Annotated in this window: 21 protein-coding genes and 1 pseudogene; 3 read left to right on the forward strand and 19 right to left on the reverse strand. The window is 59.2% G+C overall.

Annotated elements, in window-relative coordinates; genetic code table 11:
- Nucleotide 1 precedes the first annotated feature (1 nt).
- From PSH66_RS08350 to PSH66_RS08370, 5 genes are read right to left on the reverse strand one after another with little or no spacing between them, the layout of a single operon-like run.
- Nucleotides 2-1,543: a phage tail protein gene (locus PSH66_RS08350; RefSeq protein ID WP_305428721.1), complete on the reverse strand. Its 1,542-nt coding sequence runs from the start codon at nucleotides 1,541-1,543 to the stop codon at nucleotides 2-4.
- Nucleotides 1,536-2,156 carry a phage tail protein I gene (locus PSH66_RS08355; protein ID WP_305428723.1) on the reverse strand — a complete coding sequence of 207 codons (621 nt, stop codon included), beginning with the start codon at nucleotides 2,154-2,156 and terminating at the stop codon, nucleotides 1,536-1,538. Before PSH66_RS08355 ends, PSH66_RS08350 begins: the two co-directional genes overlap by 8 nt.
- Nucleotides 2,156-3,067, reverse strand: coding sequence for a baseplate assembly protein (locus PSH66_RS08360; protein WP_305428724.1), 912 nt, complete (start codon nucleotides 3,065-3,067; stop codon nucleotides 2,156-2,158). The genes PSH66_RS08355 and PSH66_RS08360 overlap by 1 nt, the downstream gene beginning before the upstream one ends.
- A complete protein-coding gene (locus PSH66_RS08365) occupies nucleotides 3,064-3,408 on the reverse strand; it encodes a GPW/gp25 family protein (RefSeq protein WP_305428726.1) in 345 nt (114 codons plus the stop codon). The genes PSH66_RS08360 and PSH66_RS08365 overlap by 4 nt, the downstream gene beginning before the upstream one ends.
- Nucleotides 3,405-3,983 carry a phage baseplate assembly protein V gene (locus PSH66_RS08370; protein WP_305428728.1) on the reverse strand — a complete coding sequence of 193 codons (579 nt, stop codon included), beginning with the start codon at nucleotides 3,981-3,983 and terminating at the stop codon, nucleotides 3,405-3,407. The genes PSH66_RS08365 and PSH66_RS08370 overlap by 4 nt, the downstream gene beginning before the upstream one ends.
- A gap of 145 nt (nucleotides 3,984-4,128) precedes the next feature.
- Here PSH66_RS08370 and PSH66_RS08375 point away from each other — a divergent pair, with 145 nt between their 5' ends.
- Nucleotides 4,129-4,839 carry a hypothetical protein gene (locus PSH66_RS08375; protein ID WP_305428730.1) on the forward strand — a complete coding sequence of 237 codons (711 nt, stop codon included), beginning with the start codon at nucleotides 4,129-4,131 and terminating at the stop codon, nucleotides 4,837-4,839.
- Between the two features lie 4 nt (nucleotides 4,840-4,843).
- On the opposite strand, the gene PSH66_RS08380 is transcribed toward PSH66_RS08375, so the two are convergent.
- The 14 genes and pseudogenes from PSH66_RS08380 to PSH66_RS08445 form a co-directional block, all read right to left on the reverse strand.
- Nucleotides 4,844-5,302 (reverse strand): phage virion morphogenesis protein, encoded by a 459-nt coding sequence (locus PSH66_RS08380; RefSeq protein ID WP_305428732.1) that lies wholly within the window; start codon nucleotides 5,300-5,302, stop codon nucleotides 4,844-4,846.
- Nucleotides 5,292-5,774, reverse strand: a complete 483-nt coding sequence (locus tag PSH66_RS08385; RefSeq protein ID WP_305428734.1) for a phage tail protein — start codon at nucleotides 5,772-5,774, stop codon at nucleotides 5,292-5,294. Before PSH66_RS08385 ends, PSH66_RS08380 begins: the two co-directional genes overlap by 11 nt.
- Nucleotides 5,771-6,028 carry an Rz1-like lysis system protein LysC gene (gene lysC / locus PSH66_RS08390; protein ID WP_305428736.1) on the reverse strand — a complete coding sequence of 86 codons (258 nt, stop codon included), beginning with the start codon at nucleotides 6,026-6,028 and terminating at the stop codon, nucleotides 5,771-5,773. The genes PSH66_RS08385 and lysC overlap by 4 nt, the downstream gene beginning before the upstream one ends.
- Nucleotides 5,949-6,314: pseudogene (gene lysB, locus PSH66_RS08395) on the reverse strand (Rz-like lysis system protein LysB); the annotation flags it as partial. The pseudogene lysB and the gene lysC, both read right to left, overlap by 80 nt.
- Nucleotides 6,311-6,514, reverse strand: a complete 204-nt coding sequence (locus tag PSH66_RS08400) for a hypothetical protein (protein ID WP_078049788.1) — start codon at nucleotides 6,512-6,514, stop codon at nucleotides 6,311-6,313. The gene PSH66_RS08400 and the pseudogene lysB, both read right to left, overlap by 4 nt.
- The gene (locus tag PSH66_RS08405) at nucleotides 6,511-7,356 is read right to left on the reverse strand and encodes an N-acetylmuramidase family protein (RefSeq protein WP_305428739.1); all 846 of its coding nucleotides are present in this window, start codon (nucleotides 7,354-7,356) and stop codon (nucleotides 6,511-6,513) included. Before PSH66_RS08405 ends, PSH66_RS08400 begins: the two co-directional genes overlap by 4 nt.
- Nucleotides 7,353-7,631, reverse strand: coding sequence for a phage holin family protein (locus tag PSH66_RS08410; RefSeq protein WP_305428741.1), 279 nt, complete (start codon nucleotides 7,629-7,631; stop codon nucleotides 7,353-7,355). The genes PSH66_RS08405 and PSH66_RS08410 overlap by 4 nt, the downstream gene beginning before the upstream one ends.
- A 1-nt stretch (nucleotide 7,632) precedes the next feature.
- Nucleotides 7,633-7,986, reverse strand: coding sequence for a putative holin (locus tag PSH66_RS08415; RefSeq protein WP_305428743.1), 354 nt, complete (start codon nucleotides 7,984-7,986; stop codon nucleotides 7,633-7,635).
- A 27-nt stretch (nucleotides 7,987-8,013) separates the two neighbouring features.
- Nucleotides 8,014-8,226 carry a tail protein X gene (locus PSH66_RS08420; protein WP_200657612.1) on the reverse strand — a complete coding sequence of 71 codons (213 nt, stop codon included), beginning with the start codon at nucleotides 8,224-8,226 and terminating at the stop codon, nucleotides 8,014-8,016.
- Nucleotides 8,226-8,687, reverse strand: a complete 462-nt coding sequence (locus PSH66_RS08425; protein WP_305428744.1) for a head completion/stabilization protein — start codon at nucleotides 8,685-8,687, stop codon at nucleotides 8,226-8,228. Before PSH66_RS08425 ends, PSH66_RS08420 begins: the two co-directional genes overlap by 1 nt.
- Nucleotides 8,684-8,980: a hypothetical protein gene (locus PSH66_RS08430; RefSeq protein ID WP_305428746.1), complete on the reverse strand. Its 297-nt coding sequence runs from the start codon at nucleotides 8,978-8,980 to the stop codon at nucleotides 8,684-8,686. Before PSH66_RS08430 ends, PSH66_RS08425 begins: the two co-directional genes overlap by 4 nt.
- 98 nt (nucleotides 8,981-9,078) lie before the next feature.
- On the reverse strand, nucleotides 9,079-9,786 hold the full coding sequence (gene gpM, locus PSH66_RS08435) for a phage terminase small subunit (RefSeq protein ID WP_305428748.1): 708 nt from the start codon (nucleotides 9,784-9,786) through the stop codon (nucleotides 9,079-9,081).
- A gap of 10 nt (nucleotides 9,787-9,796) precedes the next feature.
- Nucleotides 9,797-10,849 (reverse strand): phage major capsid protein, P2 family, encoded by a 1,053-nt coding sequence (locus PSH66_RS08440; protein ID WP_305428750.1) that lies wholly within the window; start codon nucleotides 10,847-10,849, stop codon nucleotides 9,797-9,799.
- Between the two features lie 46 nt (nucleotides 10,850-10,895).
- Nucleotides 10,896-11,741, reverse strand: a complete 846-nt coding sequence (locus tag PSH66_RS08445; RefSeq protein WP_305428751.1) for a GPO family capsid scaffolding protein — start codon at nucleotides 11,739-11,741, stop codon at nucleotides 10,896-10,898.
- 153 nt (nucleotides 11,742-11,894) lie between these two features.
- Here PSH66_RS08445 and PSH66_RS08450 point away from each other — a divergent pair, with 153 nt between their 5' ends.
- Nucleotides 11,895-13,655, forward strand: a complete 1,761-nt coding sequence (locus PSH66_RS08450) for a terminase ATPase subunit family protein (RefSeq protein WP_305428752.1) — start codon at nucleotides 11,895-11,897, stop codon at nucleotides 13,653-13,655.
- Nucleotides 13,655-14,677: a phage portal protein gene (locus PSH66_RS08455; RefSeq protein ID WP_305428753.1), complete on the forward strand. Its 1,023-nt coding sequence runs from the start codon at nucleotides 13,655-13,657 to the stop codon at nucleotides 14,675-14,677. The genes PSH66_RS08450 and PSH66_RS08455 overlap by 1 nt, the downstream gene beginning before the upstream one ends.
- Nucleotides 14,678-14,787: the final 110 nt, after the last annotated feature.

Genomic DNA, 14,787 nt, shown 5'->3' on the forward strand with positions numbered 1-14,787 from the left:
CTCAGTAACCGATGACGCGATAACCACCCGCCTGCGTACTGGCGGTGTTTGACTGATTCCAGAAACGAACCTGAGTTTCCGATACGTTGTTGACGTTCACGCCTGGAACGCCCGCAGCAGAAGCACCAGACGCCAGTGCATAACCAATTGCGCCGGCGTTGAAGGCGGTCGGGAAGTTGACCAGGGCGGAACCTCCTGCCGGGATAGCCGGAATAACGCCCCATTGCTCTAACAAGCCGCTCGGATCGTACTTCCAGCCATTGGCTGCGCGATTACTTGCGAACATTGGCGAATACTTAAGCGCTGCGTCACCGCCGTCAAAGCTCCACCCGCTACCGCCCAACAATCGGCGAAAAACGCCGAAGGTGCCAACCTGAAGAAAGAAAGGTCCGGGAGTCGTTGAGACGTTCGTCAGCGTATCCCCCGGGGCAGCGGTCACCGTTACTCCCCCTGCCAAAGAGCTGCCAATGATGATCAGTCCTCCAGGGACCACAGTCGCGGACGGCGGCAACGTAGCCACTGACAACTGAGCGAAGTTACTCAGTTTTCCAACGTCTGCTGCCGTTAAAGCGGTATTCCCCAAGTAGTTCGTTTGCCCGGCATAACTACCGATAGCGGCCTGGACGAACTCGGTAGTCGCAAGCAGCTTGCTGTTATTGAACTTGGGTGGGGTCGGCCCTGTTGGTGTTCCAAGCAGTGCAGGGGAATTGATCGGTGCAAACCCCTGAGTCACATTCTGAAACGTCAAGGGCGTAGTGCCCAGGACGATCACCCCATCCGTGATCAGCTGCCAGCGTGTATCAGCCAAGGTGGCGCCTTGCTCGACTGACACCAGCAACGCCGACGTTATTTCAGCGTTGCTGTCGGCATCTTCCGAGCGCTTCCATATGGCAGCTGCCGCAATGTACAAGCCGTTGTCCTTGGCGACAGCCTGGTTTTTTACCAGCACCCGATCCCCAGCAACCAACTCAATCCCGTCGATGGTCTGAAGGCCCGCCAGAGCGATGTTGGCCGTGGTGGCCAAACGCACCGATTGCTTGTTGTCGAGCTTGTACAGCTCTTCCATGATCCGCAGATCGACATACTCGCGTGTTGCCAGCACCACTGCTGGGTCAATCTTGAGCGTGATGTTACCGGTGCTTGCGACGATGAAATTCATCCGCACGACTTGGGTGCGTCCCGACCCTTGCGATAGCGCCGGCTTGTAGCTTGGTGCGCAGTTCGCCACGGCCACCAGGTCACCGTCCGCGTCGTACAGACCGATCTCACGGATCCAGCGTCCGCCTTCATCGGCCGGGATAATTTGTTCGGCAATAATTACAGCAGCGTTGGCCGGATCTACTCGCAGCTGATTCAGCGGACGGCGGCGCCACTCATTGATAAGCCGGGTTTGCAGTTCGTTCGGAATGGGGTCCGTGCCATTGGCATCGCCCACGCCCATCTCGGTGAGTTTCCAAGGTACGCCGAGCGCGTCGGCGTTCGCTTGCTTGGCTCTCCCCACTGCGGTGAGGATCGCGAAAAACTGAGAGTTCGCATCAATCATAATAAACGTCCAGGGTGTCTATGGAGTGTTCGCGCCCAACAATGCCTATGGTCCCGGTGACCTCAATGTCACGCATGACCGGTGGGTAAATGTCGATTTCGTCGCCTTCGTACAGAGCGACGCTGATGTTCAAAACCCCTTGGGTTTCCAGGCTGATTGCCAGGCCTGTCAGGTGGCGGGTGAGCGGCTTGGCGTCGTCGATCAGCCACGTCAGCTCCTGATACATTTCTTCGGTGATGCCGGTATCCAGCACGCCGACCTTCAACGCGAAAGTGGCGGGTACGCCTTCGGGGGTTGTCTGCCACCACTCCAGAACCTCGATCAGGTAACCGAGCGGTTCAACAACGCGGCGCAGCGCACCGATGGTGCCTTTGCGCGAGTGTATGTAGTGAGAGGAACGGATTGCCGCGCGTTTCGCAGCCTCGGTCCACTTGCTGTCCCATCGATCAACCGAGAAAGCCCAAGCCAGATAGGGCAACAGATCGATGGGGCATGTGTTCGGGTTGCAGAGCTGTCGCAAAGGGATAGGGACGCGCTGGATCTGTGCGAGTGCCTGCGCCGCCTGGCGTTCCAGCGGTGTAGCGTTTCCCGGTAACAGCTGCTGCGCACCCATCACTCAACGCCCCGACTCAATGTGACGCCGGTGCAATAGGGCGCTTGAGCCTTAGTCGCGACGATGTCCACCCAACCTTCCAGCTCGACCTTGCGCACGCCTTCGACATGGAGCGCGGCATGCAGGGCTGATTCCGAAACCTCCATCCCCAAGCGGCGCCGTTGATGAACGTAGGTCAGCAGGCGCTGTTCGGCAGCAGCCAGGATAGGTTCCGACTCCGGGCCGCTCGACAGCAGATAGAGCTTGGCTTTGACTTGGTAATTGAGGATCTGCGCACCTTGAACGGTGAGGCGGTCGCACACAGGCCGGCGGTCGTCGTCGCTCAGGTAAGTGTTGACGATGGCAAGCAAATCCGGGGGAGCCATACCATCGCCCAGCAATGACTGCACCGTGACCACGGCGACGGAGGGTGAGGGGCTTTCGGCGGTGGCGTCGGCCACACGACCGTCCGCAGCCCTGGCGTGAAAAATGTAGCTGTTGCGGGGGCCGGCGGTGCTCAAACCTTCCCAGGCCATTTGCGCACGCTCGCGCAGGCTGTCGTCGCTCTCCATCAACTTAGGCACTGGCGGCACTGCGTTCGCCCTGCCTTCCTGGATCACCAAGCGCTTGACGTTGAAATTGGCGGCCAACTGTTCCAAGTCTGTGCCACGGGCTGTGGCGAGCAAATTGGCAAGGCACGCCTCATTGACCCGCTGACGCCACACGGTTTCGCGATAGGCGTTCTCCTGCACCAACTTAGTCAGTGGCTCTGATTCCATCTCCAGGCGTGCGGCAATTTGGGCCTGTTCCTCGACCGGCCACAGACTGATTGTATAGGCCTTGCGTTCGGCCAGGATCTGTTCGAAGTCGATCTGCTCGACGATCTGCGGTGGCGGGAGTTGGCTAAGATCGATGGCGGCGAAACTGTTCATACACTGCCTCCCAGCTGCAGCGGCACGCTGAGGCTCAGCGGTTCATTGGTATCCACCACAGTGCCCTCCAGATCGATCGAGGCCTGGCCTTGCATGTTCGCTCCCACAAACTGCACGCGACTCAAGCTGATGCGGGTTTCCCAGCGCATCAATGCCATGACGGTGGCCGCGTATACACGCAGGCGAGTAACTTCGTTGAAGGGATGGTCCATCAGCTCGGGCAAGAGGCTGCCGTATTCGCGGCGCATCACGCGGGTGCCGATTCGGGTGGTCAGAATATCGGTGATCGCCTGACTGATATGGTCACGCTCGCCGATGGCGCCGCCGGTTTGTCGGTTCATGATGGGATGGGCACCCCCGACTGGTCGCCGCCGGCCCTGACGCCGGTGTGCGGGTGTTTGACCAAGCTGACGCCAGCTGCGACTACGTCAATTGACACGTCAACCCGGCCAGTGACGGTCTGATTTCCGGTTTGGATGTAGTCGCCCTGGTGTGTGATGTCGCCGACCAGGTTGATGCCGCCACGGCTGATCAGATTGGTGGTGCCGCCGTCGACCAGTGTGGCGTTTAGGTGGTGGGCCACGCTGTCGTACTCGATCACCGTACCGTCACCGTAGGTTCGGCGGTGCAGGCCGGCGCGGTTGCCATTGGCCGGGATGTGGTCGCTGAACACTCCTGTCACGACGATGCCGTTAGCGAGTTGGCCGGACGGGCTGAACAGGATCACCTGCTCGCCAATGGTGGGCGGATCCCACTCGCGGTCGGATCCGGCGCGCGGAGCAAGCCATGGAAGCCAGGCGGTGGTCAGCGTGCCGGTTGTTACTTGCACGCGCGGGGGCTCCATCTGCACGTCAGCGATGACGCCGAAGCGGATGAGGTTTTCGAGCAGGCGAGAGAGGGCGGCGAGATCGTTCATGGCGCCGATGGTGGCGTTGCGCGTACGCGAGCGCAGCTTTCGCCGGTTGTAGCGTCCATTCCTACAACTTTAATTTGATCTATCGTCAGACCAAGGCTACGTTTTGTCGGTGTTTCTTGATTTTGAACTTATGGAGCTTGTGGACATGACCGAAGAAAAAAAGGGAAAAATAGAGGCCGCTACTAATTCAGTCAAAAATTTCCCTATTGTTGATTATGCAGAGGCACTATTTGATGCATGTGTCGAGAGCGAGGTGTTAAAAGAGATACCGGTTGTCTCCACGGCTATGGCGACTGTAAAAACTTACCTACAATTTAGGGAGGGTAGATTTAAAAAGAAGGTTGAGGAATTTGTTAAAACGGCGGGGGAGTTTACGGCGGATGAATGGAATGCATTCTCCGAAACTCTGAAGAAGGAAAACAAAAAGGAGCAGTTTATAAATGAGTTGCTAGAAGTTATTGAGCGAGCAGACTCGGATCAGAAGGCTAAAATTCTCGGAGGGGTTTTTCGTCGCTTGGTTAAGCAGGAGTTTGAGTATGCTAACTTTGAAGATCAAGTAAGATTTACCAATGATATGCTTACTCTACATATTCACAACTTTATGCACTTTTACCATAATTCTTATGTTTTAGAAGAGTATCTTGGTGATATTTTAGTGTCCTATCGCATGGCAAAGAGGAAGGTAGAGATTGCCACTAAAACAATCAACATGCTAGCTGATACAAAAGAGCAATATATAAAAATCAGCTACGAAATTACCGGTATTGGTTTTCTCTACCTTGCTACTTTGCATCAGGTGTACAAGGATAAAATTGAACCTCGTTTTTTGTATGTCGGAGAACGTAGTGTTCAATAACGCCTCAAGCGGTTAAATGATCTAGCAGGCGGTCTTTGATAAGTTCAAGATCTATCTCGGTGAACCCCAAAACCTCGCGCTGTTCATAACGCACGTCGGGCGCTCCACGCTCCGCACGATCCTTCAAACCATACTGATGAACCCTAGCAATCCGGGCGATACGCCCGGTGAAGCCCACGGTAACGGCGTTGCTGTTGCCTCGGGCCTTCATGTAGGTCGCGGTGCGCAGTTTTTTGAACATCTCAACCTTGCGGCGGATGCGGCCTTGCTTACCGCGCAAGTCCCGCTTTTTCCGTGGCGCGAACTTGCTGCCGTCCGGGTTTTGCTGCGTCTGCACGCGCTTCTGCTGGCTACGGCGCAATTCCTGGCCGATGGAGCGGGCGAGCTGATTCCGGGCGGCGGGCTGGAGCTGCTCCAGTAGGCCGGCTGCCCAAGTTTCCAGCGCTTCCAGCCTATCGGCCATCGGGTACTACCCATTCGCTGGCATTGCCCTGGGAACCTGGCACCCAATTCGGATCGAGGTAGCCCGCCACACGTTGCGGCTCGCCGGCATGTTTCACGGTGGTGTTGCCTTGGTCATCCTTACCTACCACCACCCGCTCTGTCAGATGCAGCGTCAGGCCGAGGTCTACCTTGTCCTTGTCGAGAATGTCAGCCTCGAACTGGAGGCCGTTCTGCGTCTTTTCGTAGTTTTCCAGCAGCTCCGGTTGATTGATGCTGATCCATCCCAGCACCGGCAGCATCACACTGTCAGGATGCCCCGCGAAGCCGGTCATGATGATCTGCAGATCGTAGCTGTACTCAAAGGAAAGGCTTGCCGCAGCGGTGCAGCGGACCTTGCCGTTGTCGATGAAGATCAGCAACAGATCCGGGTTATGCTGGAATTCGGCGACGGTGGCCAGCAGATGAGCACGTAGGCTTTCGGGCTTGTTCATTGGCTGGCCTGCTGGTGTTTGTAGACCATGTCTATCTGTGCCGCGCAGTCTGCCCATGCGGCTTCGGCGCGGTCTTCGTCGGTAAGGAGATCACCGTTGTTGAGGGGGGTGGTCGCCGGCAGGTGGCACGGCACCACGGCCGGACAACCAGTCACGATAAGCGGCGGCGCCGGTGATGGCGGGGCGCTCGCGCAGCCGGCGAGCAGCGTCAGGCAGAGGCTGAGCAGCCCAGTCGCGTAGTTCGTCGTTTTCACGTTTCAATTCCTCTATGGTTCGCTCGCGCTTTACCAGGGCCTGGCGCAGTTGGTCCTGCTGGGCGCGTAGGGCAGATTGGCTTTCGCGTTCCTGTTGCAACGTGTCGGCGAGGGTTTTGGCAGTCGCCAGATTTCGGTCCGCGTCGTCGCGGGCTGTTTTGGCTGCGTCATTTGCCCGTGCGGCGTGGCCCTCGGCGACGTTGATGCGCTGGTGCTGGCCCCATAGGAGCAGCGCCAGGGCGCCGAGCAGGGCGATGCCGTACAGGGCCTGGCGCAGCGTGCTCACGCGCGGTACCAGCCGAGTTTATTCATACGGGCAGCGTCGAGATGCTGGATAGGCCCGCGCACGATCACCGCCCTGGCGTTGTTCATCAACTGGATGCACTCGGCCAGCCGCTCCATGTCGGCTTGTTCGGTTGAATCGGGCACCACCAGTAGATCGCCGTCCTGAACTCGCAATTTTTTCACCGCTTCGAAGTCGATCATGCCGCCACTCCCTGCCCGCACTCGCAGCCGGCGTGCCGCTCGTATGCGCGCTGGAGCTTGGTGTCGTAGAGATTGCGCAGGTAGTCCGGCCCGTTATAGAGCCGCGCGAACTCGGCCCATTTGCGGGCTTTCAGGGCCTTGTGTAGCACTGGATCGGTTTCGATGAAGCGGGTGAAGGCGTCGAACTGTTGAGATTCGCCGACACTCATCGCCGCCACGAAGTCCTGCACGCTGGCGTAGCCGAGGCGTTGCCAGTGGAACCCCATGATCTGAAAGGCGCCCCAGGACGCTGACTCCAGGGCGGCGGTGTCATCGATCAGCCGCGCCATGGCCAGGCGCTGGTGTTCGGCGGTACCGCCGATGTAGCCACCGGCCTTCGAGTTGACTAGGGCTGGGTTAGTCGCGGCCAGTTCATCGGCGTGGCGCTTTGTCTCTGCCGGGTCATCGCCCACGCGCCGAACCTTGGCGAGCTGGCGGTACATGATGTGCCGTTCGAATAGGATCACCGGTTTGCCGTTGTCCAGGAAGCCCTTGCCTTTCGACTCCACTTCGTTGACCGCGTAGATAGTTGCCAGAGGTACGCCAAGGCGTTCAGCAGCGGTTACCAGGTCGTGGTTGCGCAGCAGCTGGGCACAGTCACCGCCTGCCAGGCTGGTTTGGGTCTTGGTGCCAGCAACGCCATCGGCTACCAGGCCAACTTTCCGCTGGTACGCGCGCACGGCAGCCTCGGTGGCATCACCGTAGTGTCCGTCCGGTACCAGGTTGGCGCCGTGCCTGTTGAGATTCTTTTGCAGGATAAGCACCGCCTGCGTGCGGTCGCCGTGGCGAAGGGTGGTGGTCATGCGCTGGGCCTCAACAGGGCGGCGACGTTGCCGCGTGAACGGAAAATGAGGGTGCAGAGCAGCACAACGGAGACGGCCTGCCCCACGCTGGTGGGCTGTCGGTACAGCAAGATCTCTAGACCGCAAATGCACAGCGTGGCGCCAAACAGGCTTGCCAGCAGCGAGATGCTGCGCCGATACCGCGCATCGCCTCGGGTGTAGCAGGCCAGGCGCAGTGCGCTCAGCAGGTAGGCGATTGCCGTGATCAACTGCACGGCCAGTTCGATGTTTGGCATATCAACTGCCCCCTCGGATGCGACGCCAGATGTCCCAGATATCCGCCTGTTCCACCCACACCATCAATTTGATGCTGATTGGAATGACCACCAGCGCGCAGACGAACGCGCCGCCGCCACTGGTGATAAACGGGATTGCCTGCAGCGACATGGGCGCGAAGAGGTAGCCCACCCCGGCGGATAGAAACAGGGAGCCCAGGCGCTGCCAAACCTTGAGATCACGCTTGGTACTGGTCACCAGCCAAGCGCCGAGAATCGCGCCAAATAGCGCTTCCCCGTCGATGATTGGCGTCACGGTGGCCAGGCCCAAGCCCATAAGCAGGCCGGTCACAGCGCTGGAAGTCGGATCAGCCATGGTGTGGGTTTCCTTGGTTGCAGTGGGTCAGTCCCATAGGTTCACCATCTGCCGTTGGGGCGCGCTGGTTTGGGCTTCGGGCATGTTGATAACGAGGCCTTGTGGCAGGACGGGGCCGTAGTCGGCCAGGCCGGGGTTCGCCTGCAGCACCGCTTCGGTAACGCCCGCGGTTCGGCCGTAATACCGCCAGCACAGGGCGTCGACGGTGTCGTTTTGGTTGGCGCGGACGGCGACCGGCATCAGATCAGCTCCACGGTAGTGCGGCTTTTCCCGAGAAAATCACGGATCGCCCAGCGCAGGTCGCGGCGGTAGTCGTCGATGGTGGGTGCAACCTCTTCAGCCTTGTTGTTGCCGGTATTGGTGGCGCTGTAGTCGCGGTAGCGCTCGCAGACCTCGGCACCGGTGCCGGCTTCGATGGCGCGACGGTAGAGGTGGGCCTTTACCGATACGTCTTTGATGCGATCGCCAGGGACGTCGGCCAGCGTGGCGTAACCGGCGGCCTGTTGAGCTGTTCGCCAGTCGCCCAGCTCGCGGTTGAGGTTGATAGCGGCAGCGATCACGGCGGTTTCCAGGCGGGCTGGGGTGACGCTGGAGTCGATGCGCAGGGTGGCGCGCAGCTGCTCCAGATCGATTGAGGGCCAGAATGGGTCGGTGTTGATATGACCGCCGGTGACCGGTCCGCTGGCTACGAATGCGCTCAAAGGGAAGGGCCTCGGATGTCTGCGCGGGAAACTTCGCGCAGGATCTGCTGCCGGGTGAATTCGGGGTGTTGCGTACAGAGACGGTCCATTGCACGCATGGCATTGCGGTTCACTAGCACACGTTCGTGCGAGTCGGCCGGCATGATGGAGCCTTTCACAACTGGGCCGGTGCAGACGGTGCGGTCGTAAGCCTCTGTTTCGGTCACGTACTGTTCAGCCGCAGCAGCCAAGCGCCGTTCAGATTCCGTTGGAGTGAAAGCACTCTGGTAGAGGTTGGCAAAGGCGGTGTTCATGACGGCTCCGATAGATCGCCGGTGGTCGGGGCTTCACGTTCAGGAGGAGCGGCCTGGCCGATCCGCCCCGAGCCGGCGGGGTGCGTGGGGACGCTCGGTTAGCTGCTGGGAGCAGCGTATTTTTTGAGGAGGCGCTCGACGCGCTCCAGATCCTTTTTGCCGCCGCAGTTGCTGTGCAGATCGATGGCTTTGCTCAGGTGAGCCTTTGCCACCACCAGAAAACCAACGTCAGTTGTCGTGAGGTTTTCATTCGGCACTTTTGCGGCGTTTTCCTTACCAATTGCCAGGTGCAGCTTGGCGCGGGCTTGGTCGGGCATGTCCTGTTCGGCGGTGATGCGGGCGGCCTGCTCCAGAATCCACAACGGGAAACATTCACCAGCCTTCTGCGCTTTGAGGGCGGCTTCGGCGATTTCTTCGGCGATCAAGGTGCCGGTAGTGCGTGCGAAGCGATCCGGCATTTTCAAGCCGTGTTTGATCACGTAATCAGCGATTTGCAGCGCACCGGGGTAGGCGCCGGCATCAATGCACCAGAGCATGATGGTGGTGAGCACTTCGTCTTGAGCGCCGTTGCCGGCGTCCAAAACACCTTGCACGTAGGGCTCGTACTCGGGAATCAGCAGCGCTTTGAGTTCAGCTTTGCCCTGGTCGGACTGCACCTGCTTGAGACGCGCACGGTGCTGTGCCAGCTGGGCGAGTTGGTGCTCGTAGGCGGTTGCACCTTCCATTGAAGTGGCCGGCGCAGTTGCGGCGGACTCAATGGCTGCGCGTTTGCGCAGCTGGTTGCGTTGGGCTGGTGTCTGGTGCATGGCGCGCCTCTTATGCCCCGGTTGGAGCTGGGTAGTTGACGGCCGTGATGTTTTCCACCAGGGCGACCAGGCCGAAGTCTTCGATCACGTAGGCTTCGTTCGAGGACTGGTAGTCGGCGATACGATCCAGCTCAGGTTCGTCTTTCAGGTGACGGCGACGTGCACCGTTCTGGTAGTAGATCGAAAGGTTGCTGAGGGTGGTGACCAGTACGGTGTTATCCGGGAAGAACGGAGCGTCGACGACAGGCAGGCCACCCAAACGGGCGCGGCTGACAATCTCTTGAGCGGCGTTTTCTTCCTGGTTGGAGTCGGCCCCCTTTTCCACGGCTGCCAGCAGTTTGCTGTGCATCAGGTTGCGGGAAACCAATACGCGCAGATCCGGGCGGGTGCGGTGCCATGGGTCGAGCATTTGGATTGCGTCGAACACCAGGCCGTCGAGGTTGGCGTAATCACCTTCAAATACGGTATCGACTCCCGCAACCTTGATGACTTTGCGGGGGCCAATGGTGGCCGCGTCGAGCACGCGGTCATCGGCGCTGAGGCGGATTTTTTGCAGCCAACCGATGTTGACGTCTTGCAACAGGGGATTGGCGGCCCGGTTGGTGGTTGCAGCGGCGCTGGTGCCGTTGAAACCGATCATGATGCGGTCCAGGGCCTGGCGCAGGATGATCGCGTTGCTCAGCTTGACTTGGAAGTCTGGAAACTTGGCCCAGGCATCCAGCAGCGCATAGGGGAACGCGCTGTCGAAGTTGGTCTGCTTGCAGATGTAGGTGTCTTTGCTCAGTGTGCTGCGGCCCAGCGGGCTGCGGCGAGTGCCACCGGAGGTATCGGTGCGGCTTGCTACCGGGCCATTGACACCCAGCAGCAGGGCCTCGCCTGACTGCTCGTCGACGCCAATGATATTGATCTGTTTCAGGAAACCATCGGACTCCTGCACTGCAACTTCCAGTTTTTGCTGGATGCTGGGGTCGACGCTGAATTTTTCGTGGGCACTGGCTACGCCATTGAGCAGAGCGATCTGCACGGCCAGGGCGGCGAAGGCGAAGCGTGTTTCTTTACGCATGGGGGTGTTCTCCGGTGAATAGGCTTGTCGGTGTCGGGCCGTGTGTTCAGTAAGCAGTCAGTACGGTGCCTGCACCGCCCGTGCTGTGCGGACGCTGTGGTTGGCTGAGGTCAGCGGTTTGGCCGAGCTTGGTTTTGAGCTCTTTCAGCTCGGTATCCAGGCTGGTGAACTGCTTTTTCAGATCGACCAGGGCCTTGCTTGAAGCGTCGGCTTTCTCAGCCTGCTGGGTGGCGAGGGTTACCAGGCTTTCCAGTGCTTCACCGATGTCGGAGAAAGTGTTGGCGTCCTTGCCATCCTTGTCCTTGCTCAGTTTGATGAACTCACCGAGCTTGGCCTTGATTGCTGCAAAAGTACTCGGCTGGTCGGTGACTTCTTCGAATTCGAGTTCGGCTTCCTCGGCGGCGCTGAACAGATTGTCTTTATCCTGTTTGCGTCCGGCCAAAGTGCCGTGTGTGGCGCTGAAGCTCAGAGCCTCTGTGCCCAGGCTCGCCGGGGTGTCGGTGATGGCGAGGCCAACCAGGTAGGCCTTGCCGCTGTCGGCAAACTTCGGCTGGATCTCCACCGAGGTGTAGATTTTCTGACCTGCCTTGTTCAAGGCCAGCAATGCGTCATTGGGTTCGAGCTGGGCGAACAACGCCAGTTTCTTGATGCCGGCGATGTCGACTTCTTCAGCCTTAAGCGCCACAACGTCGCCGTACGCGCCGAATTCGCCACCGGGCCAGTAACCCTTGATGTGTTCGCAGTTGATGCGAGCGCCATAGGTGTTGGTGCTGTACTGCGAGGCCATGTCGGCAATCCAGCTCCGCTCGATGATGCGGCCATCGGTGGTCGCGCCTTCTACGGCAATGCGGGTCCACTTGGAGCGGAATTTCTGTTTGGTGCTGCTGGCCATGGGGAGTCCTCAGTGCGGTGGCGGCGAACTGCCGTTGCGATGTGGGCATGGTCGGCAGCTGCGGCCTCGCGGGCAACGAGCCGCACTTGTAGAGCAAGGCTCTACAGGGAGCGGGGCGGGTGTACCACGCGCGCGGGAGGCAGCATCTGCGCCATGAATGCTCTCGCTGAAATTTCCATCCGTGATAACCGTCGCCAGGCCAAATTTTTGTACTGGACGGGTTGGCGCATCACCGAAATTGCCGAGTACCTGGACGAAAAAGAGAAGACCGTCCACAGCTGGAAAACCCGTGACGAATGGGACCGAGCGGGTAACGTCGAGCGAATTGGCGGCGCGTTGGAAGCGCGGTTGGTGCAGTTGATCCTGAAGGAAGGTAAGACCGGCGGCGATTTCAAGGAAATTGACCTGCTCCATCGGCAGCTGGAGCGCCAGGCCCGTATTGAGCGGTTCCAGGGGGGCGGTACCGAGTCTGAGCTGAACCCGAAACTGAATGATCGCAACAGCGGACCCAAGAAAAAACCGAGCCGCAATGAGTTCAGCGAAGAGCATATTGAGCTGCTCACCCAGGCGTTTATCGATGGGTGCTTCGGTTATCAGCTGGATTGGTACAAGGCGGGTAATCAGCGCACCAGGGCCATCCTGAAAAGCCGGCAGATCGGGGCGACTTTCTACTTCGCTCGGGAGGCATTGATTGATGCCCTGACCACGGGGCGTAACCAGATTTTCCTATCAGCGTCGAAGAATCAGGCTCACATTTTCAAGGCGTATATTCAGTCCTTTGCCAGGGAAGTCGTCGGCGTTGAACTGACCGGCGATCCCATCACATTGGCGAACGGCGCCGAGCTGCACTTCCTGGGCACCAATGCCCGCACCGCCCAGGGCTACCACGGCAATTTCTACTTCGACGAATTCTTCTGGACGTTCAAGTTCAAGGAGCTGAACAAGGTCGCCTCGGGCATGGCGATGCAGAAGCAATACCGCCGCACCTACTTCAGCACGCCGTCGAGCATGGCTCACGAGGCCTACACGTTCTGGACGGGAGAGCGATTCAACAAGGGCAAACCCGCCGCTAACCGTATTTCTGTCGATGTTTCCCACGATGCCCTGCAACAGGGGCGGTTGTGCGAGGACAAGGTGTGGCGGCAGATCGTCACGATTCTGGACGCCGAGCAGCGCGGCTGTGACCTGTTTGACCTTGAAGAGCTGCGCCAGGAGTACGACGCCGAGGCCTTCCAGAACTTGCTGATGTGCCAGTTTGTGGATGACGGGGCGAGCATCTTCCCTCTGTCGATGTTGCAGTCTTGCATGGTGGACAGTTGGGTTGAATGGGCCGAGGACTACAAACCGTTGGCGCCGCGTCCGCTGGCTGACCGTCAGGTTTGGTTGGGCTATGACCCGGCCGAAACGGGCGATAGCTCTGGCCTGGTGGTCGTTGCGCCGCCGATGGTGCCAGGCGGTAAGTTCCGGGTGCTTGAGCGGCACCAGTTCCGTGGCATGGACTTCGCGGCGCAGGCCGAGTCAATTCGTATGGTTACCCAGCGTTACTGGGTGACCTATATCGGCATCGACACAACCGGCATGGGCTCGGGCGTGGCTCAGCTTGTGCGGCAGTTCTTCCCCGGGCTGACAACGTTCAGCTATTCGCCAGAGGTGAAGTCGCGCTTGGTGATGAAGGCATATGACGTGATCCATAAAGGCCGGCTGGAGTTCGACGCCGGCTGGACGGACTTCGCTCAATCACTGATGGCGATCCGCAAAACCATCACCGCCAGCGGCCGGCAGTTCACCTATACCGCAGGACGTAGCGAATCAACCGGCCACGCCGACTTGGCCTGGGCGCTTTTCCATGCACTACACCACGAACCGCTCGAAGGGCAGACGGCTGCCAATACCGGGCGGATGGAGCTTTTTTGATGAGTACAAACAATGAGGTGGCAGTTGCCACGGAGCAGGCGGTGAGTGAGCACAAGTCGGTGGCGTTCACGTTCGGCGAGCCTGAGTCGGTGTTATCGGCCAGGGAGATATTCGACTCGTTGGAGTGCTGGTTTAACGGGCGCTGGTATGAGCCGCCATTGTCACTGGACGGACTGGCTCGATCGGTGAAGGCCAGCGTTCACCTCGACTCGGGGCTGCGCTTCAAGCGCAACCAACTGACTCGCACGTTCATTCCGCACAAGCTGTTGAGCCGCGAGGCGTTCGACCAGTACGCCCAGGACTACCTGGCATTGGGCAATGGGTATGTGGAGGCGCGGCGGTCACTGCTGGGCTCGACCGTGGCGCTCAAACCTGCACTGGCGAAGTACATGCGGGTAGGGAAGGACCAGCGCTTTTTCCAGGTGCAGGGCTGGAAGAATGAACACGAGTTCGACCAGGGCAGCGTATTCCACTTGCGTGAGCTGGACCTGCACCAGGAAATTTACGGGTTGCCGGAGTGGCTGTGTGCACTGCAATCGGCGCTGTTGAACCAGTCGGCGACGTTGTTCCGCCGCAAGTACTACGAGAATGGCAGTCATGCGGGTTTCATCCTGTACATGACGGACGCGGCGCAGAACGAATCCGACATTGATGACCTGCGCACGGCGTTGAAAAACTCCAAGGGGCCGGGCAACTTCCGCAACCTGTTTGTGTACGCGCCGAACGGAAAGAAAGAAGGCATACAACTGATACCGGTGAGCGAGGTTTCGGCCAAGGATGAATTCAACTCGATCAAGGACCAGACCCAGGGCGATGTGCTCGCGGCGTTGCGGGTCTATCCCCAGTTGATGGGGATCGTGCCGAAGAACGCGGGTGGCTTTGGCTCGCCGATGGAAGCGGGGGAAGTTTGGGCCACCCTGGAGCTTGAGCCAATTCAGACTCGCCTTGCCCTTCTAAATGATTGGGTCGGCGAGGAGGTCGTGCGCTTCAAGCCCTTTGAACTTGGGGTGGGGGAGAAATAGCACGCAGTCAACCAAGCATCGGACTGCAGGCTGACACTGGCTTCACTCTGAATCACTCGAATGTGCCGGTGATCAAATGTTAGTAAAATGCATAGGTCTAGTTTTTCCTA

The organism is Pseudomonas sp. FP597 (genome assembly GCF_030687435.1).
GTDB classification, from domain to species: Bacteria; Pseudomonadota; Gammaproteobacteria; order Pseudomonadales; family Pseudomonadaceae; genus Aquipseudomonas; species Aquipseudomonas lactucae.